This is a genomic window from Yinghuangia sp. YIM S10712 (assembly GCF_051388935.1).
GTDB lineage: Bacteria > Actinomycetota > Actinomycetes > Streptomycetales > Streptomycetaceae > Yinghuangia.
Genome location: NZ_JBPKBI010000027.1, coordinates 41572 through 50451, shown reverse-complemented (window position 1 = coordinate 50451; position 8880 = coordinate 41572). Strand labels below are relative to the sequence as shown.

Annotated in this window: 6 protein-coding genes and 1 pseudogene; 3 read left to right on the top strand and 4 right to left on the bottom strand. The window is 66.8% G+C overall.

Translation table 11 applies throughout. The features are described from left to right. The 3 genes and pseudogenes from ACRX5W_RS30625 to ACRX5W_RS30615 form a co-directional block, all read right to left on the bottom strand. A pseudogene (locus ACRX5W_RS30625) lies at window positions 1-580 on the bottom strand (hypothetical protein); the annotation flags it as partial. A gap of 300 nt (window positions 581-880) precedes the next feature. Further along, window positions 881-2677, bottom strand: a complete 1797-nt coding sequence (locus ACRX5W_RS30620; RefSeq protein ID WP_436791635.1) for a hypothetical protein — start codon at window positions 2675-2677, stop codon at window positions 881-883. 154 nt (window positions 2678-2831) lie between these two features. Further along, entirely contained in the window at window positions 2832-3458 is a 627-nt protein-coding gene (locus ACRX5W_RS30615; RefSeq protein ID WP_436791637.1) for a TIGR00730 family Rossman fold protein, read from the bottom strand. A 455-nt stretch (window positions 3459-3913) separates the two neighbouring features. On the opposite strand from ACRX5W_RS30615, the gene ACRX5W_RS30610 reads away from it, so the two are divergent. The 3 genes from ACRX5W_RS30610 to ACRX5W_RS30600 all read left to right on the top strand — a co-directional run bounded on the left by ACRX5W_RS30610 (window position 3914) and on the right by ACRX5W_RS30600 (window position 6993). After that, on the top strand, window positions 3914-4303 hold the full coding sequence (locus ACRX5W_RS30610; protein WP_436791634.1) for a VOC family protein: 390 nt from the start codon (window positions 3914-3916) through the stop codon (window positions 4301-4303). Window positions 4304-4917: 614 nt separating this feature from the next. Then, the gene (locus tag ACRX5W_RS30605; RefSeq protein WP_436791633.1) at window positions 4918-6111 is read left to right on the top strand and encodes a helix-turn-helix domain-containing protein; all 1194 of its coding nucleotides are present in this window, start codon (window positions 4918-4920) and stop codon (window positions 6109-6111) included. A gap of 417 nt (window positions 6112-6528) precedes the next feature. Further along, on the top strand, window positions 6529-6993 hold the full coding sequence (locus tag ACRX5W_RS30600; RefSeq protein WP_436791632.1) for a very short patch repair endonuclease: 465 nt from the start codon (window positions 6529-6531) through the stop codon (window positions 6991-6993). A gap of 54 nt (window positions 6994-7047) precedes the next feature. Here the strand turns inward: ACRX5W_RS30600 and drmB are convergent, their stop codons facing one another. Further along, window positions 7048-8880, bottom strand: a complete 1833-nt coding sequence (gene drmB / locus ACRX5W_RS30595) for a DrmB family protein (RefSeq protein ID WP_436791631.1) — start codon at window positions 8878-8880, stop codon at window positions 7048-7050.

The following is an 8880-nucleotide window of genomic DNA, read 5'->3' as shown; positions in this document are numbered from 1 at the left end:
AATTACCTGTCCTTCCGAGTACCCCCAATTGTAGTTGGGGGCACTGTCCGGAAAGTCTTGGGCACCTCAGGCCGCCGGTTTGATGCCGCTCGGGAGGCATTGGGGGCATGGGTGGCTGCGGTGGTGATGGCCGAGCCATCAGTGCGGAGGCACCGGTGCTCGTACTCACCTCCACGTACATCTGCGGCGCTACTCCGGCTTCCGGGGCGGGCGGCGGATCCAGCTGCGGCCATATCTCCACCGCGCGCAGCGACGCCGCGCGCACGGTGGCGGCATCCAGTTCCGTCCACGTCTCCTCGACGCCCTGCTCCGGCCACTCGGTGACCAGCCGAAGCCTCCTGTCCGGCGGCAGGTGCGAAAGGTGCAGGTTGACCTTGTAGTGGTGGCCGCCGCCCATGCCGGGAAGCAGGGTGAGGGTCGGGCGCTTGGTGTGTCCCGGCGGCCAGGGCTCTGCGTCGAGTGTGGTGACACGCCGTCCGTCCGCGAACAGCAGCCCGAAGCGCAGGCCTTGGTATTGCGGGACAGGATGGAACGAATGCGTACTCGCCTTGCGGCGACTCAGATGAACACTCAGGCGCATCGTCGCCGAGTGACGCCACACTTTCCACCCGTTGAGCACGATTCGCGTTTCCGGCCCCCGCCCCACCTCGGCCGAACACTCCACCCACGCCGGCGCGAACCATTGTTCCGGCGCGAACTGTTCCCCGTACCCGTCGCCGGGCGGTGTGTACCGGGGCAAAAGCCGGTCCTGAGGCGGCGGTTCGGGCTCAGACTCCGGATGGGGGGTGACGAGTCCGTCGAAGAATCCCATGCCCCTAGCGTTCCAGGCGTCACCGACAACCATTTGGCTTACGGGACACCGGAATTGACACATTCGACTTCAGTCGGCAACGGCCGAGCAGACGACCAGGAGTTCATGGAGCGATCCGCCGAACTCCGGGAGAAGCTGGAAGAGTACGGCCCAGGCGTCCGCTCGGTGCCGACCGTTCAGGTACTTGTCGACCTGAGCGGCCAATGCTTCGTCCACGGCGTGGGCCCCTGCCAGGTGGGCGAGTTGATGCAACGCATGGACCGCGTGGTGTGCCGGGTTGACGTCATGGATGACCAGCTCGGGTGTCAGCTGTCCGGACTCCAGAGAAGCGGTGACGGCCATCTGTCGTTCCCAGTCCTGTTCCGATGCGTGGTACCCAGGCGCTGGTGCAGGCACCGTGGACGACGCCCGGACCGCCTTGCGTGAGTGCCGGTCCCGGGCCCCGTACAACGCCTGCGGGGAGTCCTCCGCGAGTGCAGTCTCGACAAGCCTCGCGACGGTCGTCCGGAACGCGTCCACCGGTACGCGACACAGGAGTTCCCCTCCACCGCGCTCCCAGACGGCGATCGCCACCGCGATGCGGTCGGCGACGCGGAGCCTCGGTCGGCCGGTAAGAGCACCCAATGCCAGGACAGGATCCCCACAGGCGATCAGCGTCTCCGGCTCGGCATACGCGTCGAGTTCCCGGAGGCCGGGGTCAATCGGCAGCCGTCCGTCGTCCGAACCATGCGGTATGCCGCAGAAGATTCGGTGCCGTACCGCAGCCGCGACGCGCCGATTGCCGGCCAACGCCCGATTGACGGCCGCGTCGTCGAGTCCGACGAGCCGCGCTGTCGCCTCCGGAGTGAGGGACGGGCGCTCCGCCAACCCGCACAGCAGATCCAAATCCCGTGTGGCAAAGGCGACGTCGGTCAGCAACTCGGCATCGTCGGCGACCGCGTCCCGCCCGAGCCGCCGTCGCACGCTTTGCGGCAAGGCGGGGAGCAGCGACGTGAGTTGGTCCCCAGGGAGGCGCAACAGCAGGAAACTCATCTCTCCCACGCGCTCGTCCGGAACGACCACCTGCTCTGCCGCCGAGTCCTTGTCGCCCAAGACGCCGATCAGTTCGGCGATCGTCCCGTCGAAAGACCCCAGTCGTGCCGCCAGTTCGCTCCATAGCCCGGGGTCGCTCCCGATCGCCTCCGTCAATCTTGGCGCAAGCAACACACGCAACTCGGCACTCAACCACGGCCTCCGGGCGACAACACCGGACAGGGCCGACAACGCGGAAGCTGCCGGGCGCATGTGCCCCACGATTTCGGCGAGCCCCAACCCGCCATCGGCAAGACCGAGACAGGAGATCTCTCCGGCTGTGAGAGAGCTGATCGGCCGACGGTCGCCCCGCAGGAAACGGACATACCCCGGATGTTGGTTGCGCACAACATAAGCCAAATGGGGAAAGCGCTCCAGCAACGCGTCGGCGAGATCATCGGGACACCGCTCGTCGAGCAGCGCCGCCTCCGCGGCTGCCGGGCCGGTGAGGGCCGAGAGCGACGGCAGCGGACGTGCCGGCGTGAAGGCGGAGTCCGCCCGACGGTTGGGGAAGAGCGCGTCAGCCACCTCGACATCGGGACCGCCGTGCCGAAGCACGCGACGAACCTGATCGGGTGTCAATTGACGACAACCGGCAAGAGCCCGACGCAACTTCGACTCTCCGGCAGCCAGCACACCGGCAACGAAGGCCTCCCCGGGCGCGGGGGCGTTGCGGACAACCTCCGCAACGGCATCGACGCCTTCGCTCGACACCAACCTGGCCAGCACCTCGGAGACCCCGTCCGCATCGAGGTGACGCAGCATCAGCGCTGTGCCGATGATGCCGTTGTCCACGGTGTATCTCCCCAAAGGCCGACGCCATGTCCGGCGGCAAGCGTCGATCCGAGGGGCAGAAACTGTCCGAATCAGCGAATGCCGTTGCCTGCAACTGAGGTTCGGACTGTAGGGGACGTGGACGACAACAACTGGAGGCGCCCGTCTGCTCGTTCTACTCCGACCGATCCCCGCCGGCACCCGCCTTACGCAGCCGACGCTCCGCCAAAATCTCGCTTACATGTTCGCGCGGATCAGGTGCGGGAGCATCACGCGCGACCCGAGCAAGGACCTCGTCGACCAACTGCCGCGGATCATCGCCCACAACCACCAGGTCTCCCGACCGCGCCGGCACAAAGCCAGCGTCGACAGCATCCCCGACGAACCGCAACAGCGGGTCGAAATACCCGCCAACGTTCAGCAACCCCATGGGTCTTCGGTGGATGCCGAGGTGCGCCCACGTCCATACCTCGAACATCTCCTCCAATGTCCCCAACCCACCGGGCAGAACCACGAACGCGTCCGACAACTCCGCCATCCGCGCCTTGCGTTCGTGCATCGTCGCCACCAACTCCAGGCGGGACAACCCGGGGTGCGCAACCTCCGCCACCGCCAACGCCTCGGGCAGCACGCCGACCACTTCGCCCCCCGCCGCCAGCGCCGTGTCCGCCACGACCCCCATCAATCCGACCGACGCACCTCCGTACACAACCCCCGCCCCCCGCCCCGCGATCGCCTCCGCCGTACGCCGCGCTGCCTCGACGTCGACCTCCCCACGACCGGTCGACGACCCGCAGAACACACACAACCGCAGCCGCCCGTCCCCAACCTCCCCATACACGGCCCGGGGCCCCCGCTCGTCAGCGGGGGAGGCGATCAACTCGACGGGCAGCGAAGGCTCACCTGCGATGTCGGACAAAATCCGGCCGTCCCTTCGTACACCTCGGTAGATGCATCACCAACCATGCCGAGAATACGTCCCCGCGAACATCTCCAATCGTCGCAAGGAGACAACGCGCGCCGCGTCCCGCCACGACAGAAGCCGACCGGGGGACTGGCTGACCCGCACCACAACCGCGTCGGCCCCGCGCACAAGCGCAGGGCCGACGGGAGAGGACGGCCGGTGAGCGGGTCGCCTCTCCGGGAGCACACCCGGCGACCTTTCGGGGGCCCACCCGAAACAACATTCCACTAGCAGAGAACGATATTCTCACCGGAATTGCCCCGCTGCCCGCCGACTCAGCTCAGGGAGCCCCCATGACCTTGCACCGCATCGAAATCGGCCTGGTCAGCGCCGACAAAACCCTCGCCGACTACTACGCCGCAGTCTTCGAGCTCGAAGAGCTCCCGGCCCTGGAATCCAGCTCCGGCACGGTCCACCGCCTCCAGGGCCCCGGCGCCGTCATCAAGGTCATGGTCCCCGCCCAGCCCCCCACCCCCGCCCAACCGGTCACCCCCTTCATCGCCGCCACCGGCCTCCGCTACCTCACCCTCGCCGTCACCGACCTCGACGCCACCCTCACCCGCGTCAAGTCCCACAACGGCACCGTCGACCTCGGCCCCCTCGAAATAGCCCCCGGCCTCCGCATAGCCATAACAAAGGACCCCGACGGCAACACCATCGAGATCGTCCACGAACCCGTCTGACCAGCAAGGCAAGTCGGCGTTGGCATCGTCGCTGCCTTGCTCCTGCCGAAGCAAGCGCAGTTACTTCGTCTGCTCTCATCGACGCCGTAAGCCGCAAGGAGCCGCTCAGGCAACTCCTCGCCGCAAACACCCGGTGGCGTTCTCCACAAGCGTGATCTGCGGTCGTGAGCATCCGACTTCGAGCCTGGCCTGCTTTGTCGTCAGGCCGGCATCAACCCGAAGTGCCGTCCTCACGCCCCAGTTCTCGCCGTGCGGCCGGTACGGGCATGCGGATACTCCGGCGTCGGACGTTCATCCGTACGGGGAATCATTGTGGCGATTCCTGGAATGCAACCACCTCTGCTGTCTTCGTACTGGCTGTGAGCCAGGGGATGCGCCCGCACCCCCGGCGGCAAACGCGTCTGGTGCGACATCGCGGTCGACAACGCGATCGGCGAGGACCCCTCGCCGGGGCGTCACCTGCCCCATCGCTTCGAGCGCAACCGACGATCGTTGGTGACCACCTCAGGAGCCCGCCGGCCGGCGCCTGCCGTGTACGCCGAGTACACGATAGGCGTTCCTGAAGCGGTCGTTCCCCCGTACCGTGACAACAGGAACCCGCACCTGGAGCACCTATGAGTGATCAGACGATGGGTCAGCGGCTCTACGACCTGCGCCGCAAACGCGGCATGAGCCGCCGCGAACTGGCCGCTGCAGTCGGAATTTCCGTTGATACACTCAAGAGCATCGAGCTCGGCCGCCGCCAACTCGACCGGTACAGCCTCATTCAAAGTTTCGCCGACGCGCTGAGCGTGGACGTCGCCGACCTCACCGGTCGGCCCGCCCACCAATCGGGAGCCGTCGGCCGCCACGGCGTCGACGCCATCCCGGCGATCCGCCGGGCTTTGCTGCGAGGACAATTGCCTGTACGACCAAGTGACCGCCCAACCGAAATCGGCACGCTGCGGGCCATGGTCGAACGAGCACATCACCACCGCCGACACGGTAACTACGGCGAGTTGGGGCTGTTGCTGCCGAAACTCCTGGACGAAGCTGCGGATACCGCGGCGGCGCTGGATCGTGACGAGGCATCCGAGGCGTACGTGCTCCTGGCCGAGGCACGCCATGATGCCGCGATGATGGCCAAGAAGCTGGGGCACGTCGATTTGGCATCGGTCGCGGCGAACCTGTCGCTTGCTGCGGCGACGGCATCGGGCGACACGCTGTGGATCACAGCAGCCGCATGGACCCAGGCAGAGGTCTACTTCACTGCCGGTGCGGTGCCGGAGGGCCTGCAACTGATTCAATCGACGTTGGACAGCATCGACGGAATGCTCGGGAACGACCCCGGCGCGTGGTCGATGTGGGGGACCTTGCACCTGCTGGCGGCGCTTGGCACCGCGCAGTGGAAGGAACGGCAGACGGCCCTGGCACATCTCGCCGAAGCCGACCGCGCAGCTGCCATCACCGGCGAACGCGATGATTGTCAGACCGTCTTCGGGCCGGCGAATACCGCCCTGAACCGATTGAGTGCTCACCTGGAACTTGGTGACGGTGTCGCAGCGTTGCGTGTGACGGACGGGGTGGACATGTCTGTGCTGCCGAAAGAGCGGCGCGCCCGTCACCTCATTGACGTAGGTCGCGCGTACATGACGGCCAAACGCGATGGCGACGCGATGGCTGCGCTCTTGCAGGCGAGCCGCCTGTCACCCGAGTACACCCACGCCCACTCGATGGTCCGCGACATGGTGACGACCGCCCTGAACCGCGAGCGAATGACCAGCCGCGAGCCGTTGCGCGCGATGGCACGCCGCATCGGTGCAAAATGACGCCACTTGCGGCGAATCCGGTAGCCGTGTACGGCGAGTACACGAAGAGTTGCCATACGCATCCGATGCTGGGCGTCAGTGAGGTGACACGACCTCGCGCTCAGCGAAGGAGCGGCCCAGTGGTTGTCGACGACGCCACCCCGGAACACCGGGTCAGCATGCTGCGATTGGACATCTACCAGGTCGGTGCCTCGGGCACGAGGCACATCCGGACGGTCTCGACTACGCACGGCCCTCCGCAACTGCCACCCCGGTCCCCGCTGAGATGGCCGCCGTGCGAGTGCCCCCGCCACACCGGCAGCGAGACCGAAGTCGCCGGGTGAGGTGCACAACGGCTGGTACGGCCGTTCGCCGGCGGTGCCGGGCGTGCTTGGCGATGCGTCGCGTACGGTCACCGCTGCGCGGGATGTCGGCCCGATGAACGAGAATTCCAACGTGAAGCCGTTGGAGTCGACGCCCCAGACGCGGGCACGGATGAGTCGCCAGAAGAGCCGGAACACACAAGTCGAGCTCGCGTTGCGGCGAGCTCTGCACGCGGCGGGCCTGCGATTCCGCGTGCACCGCAGACCGATTGTCGGGGTACGGAGGGAAGCCGACATCGTCTTCGGGCCGGCGAAAGTCGCGGTATTCGTCGACGGGTGTTTCTGGCACGGCTGCCCCGAGCACGCGACGTGGCCCCAGCGGAACGCGGAATTCTGGCGGAACAAGATCGAGGGGAATCAGCGGCGTGACGCCGACACGGACGCACGGCTGGCTGCCGCAGGCTGGCTGGCCGTGCGGGTATGGGAGCACGAATCCCCCACCACGGCGGCCGTACGGGTGCGTGATGTGGTGATGGAGCGTCGGCCGATCAAGCCGAACCAGTCGCCCCGATCCGAGTAGGCGGTGGTGGGCGCGACGGAAACCGTCGCGCCCACCGGTGAAGTGTGGGACGGTTCAGACGAGATCGGGGAAGTACCCGGTGACCGACCCGTCGGGTGCGCCGATCAGCAGCGCGCGGTCGAGGAAGCTGTTGCTCGTCTCGCAGCTTGTCTCGGGCAGCAGGACACACGCGTGACAGGCGGCAAGGTTGACGTTGTCGACGCCGACGGTTTCCGACTCCATGCACAGCGGATCGTTCGAGCACCACGCTGCTCGGGTGAGCGCCGCTTGCAAACTCTGGACGAGACGGTCGGGCTCACCCTGCGCGACGATGCCCCCGAGGCTGCCCGCCGAGTCGGTGGTGGCGGTGTACAACAGCACCCCCGCCATGTCGCCGCCGCTGTAGAGCCGCTCCCGTAGCGCGGAGGTGGGGTAACCACCGTCCAGGCTCCACTCGTTGATCAGTACGTGGGCGAGGGTATGGAGGAGCAAATACCTCGGTGTGACCGGGGAGTCGATGGGCTGACCAGTGGGCGTGGTCGCACCGCGACGCCGCAGCAGGGCGAGGTGGCTCTCACGTATGCGTTGTGCACGTGCGACGACCACCGGATCGTTCTCCCAGGTCTGCAGCCGATCCGAGTCAAGACGCAGGAACACGCCCTCGCCCATGACCTCGATGGCCGGCAGCCAGTTGATGTCGCCGGACAGCTTCAGGGGGGCCTTTCGCTGCTCCGGGTCGGCTTCCGATGGCAGGTCGCCCCGTACGAAGGACGTCAGCACCCGCACCTCACGCAGGCGTTTCACGAGCATTGTGTTCCGGAGGCCCCAGGGCTGCAGCACCGCAGCGGATCCCTGGGGGGCCTCACAGACGAACGGCTGCCAGTCGGCGGTGAAGCGTTCCGGGTTGCCCATGACGAGGCGTCGGTATTCCTCCTGCCTGAGCGCGGAATACGCCTGAGCTTGTGGTACGTCTTGGTCGGCGGATTGCGGGTCCTGTTCCTCAAGCGCGTGGGACAAGTGCAGGAGGTCCTCGACGGATGCGTTCACACCCCTCAATTGGGCGGGTTGGCTTCGAGCGAACCAGCGAATGACATTGTCCTCCGCGCCGATCAACCTGTTTCGTTCCATCAGCGCGTACAGCCCCTCACCCCACGGCGGGATCGAAAGCGCACTGGCCACCAAGGGGTGCCATACGGTCGACGAGCCGCGTTGCATCGTGCGGGGCGGCAGATCGCATGGCTCGTTCGGTGCGTCCTTGAGCCACGGTCGCTCGCCGCCGCATCGGATGCCGAGTCTCTGGAGCTCCCGGCCGCGAAAAGCGCCTTCCATCGACACCTCCCGTACGCCGCAGGTACAGGCGATGACGACCGAACGAAGGGACGCGGTACTGCCGTTCGTACGCAGCGACAGGTCGCCGCCGCACCGACCACCCGTGTGCCCGCTGTCGCGGTGCAGCCAACGCCAGTAAGGGAAGTCGGAAATGTGACCACGATTGCAGGCCAGGACGAAGCGCGACGGGACGAGGTCTTCCTCGCAGTTGCCGCAACGAGCCTTGCCGGCAGGTGAATTGAACCCACGGAATTTCTGGAGCACTTTGCAACCGGGGCAGGTGTACATCTCCGGGAAGCGGCGTACGTGCACGCCGTCGGTCGCGGTGTCGGCCTCCGGGGCGGGCGGTTGACGGAATGACTCGACCCCCAGAATGCGGGCCAGGCGTCGTTCCCACACGTCCGGCGCCTGGTCGATGTTCCAGGTATCGAGGCCCGACACGATGAAGGACTCGTTGTCCACGGCGATCATCGCGCCGACGCCGTACGTGGTCACCACCTGGCTTCTGCGTACACCGCCGACTCTGCGCAGTGACACGGCGGTGGGTCCCGTTCGGCGCGACCGGCGGGGGCGGGACAT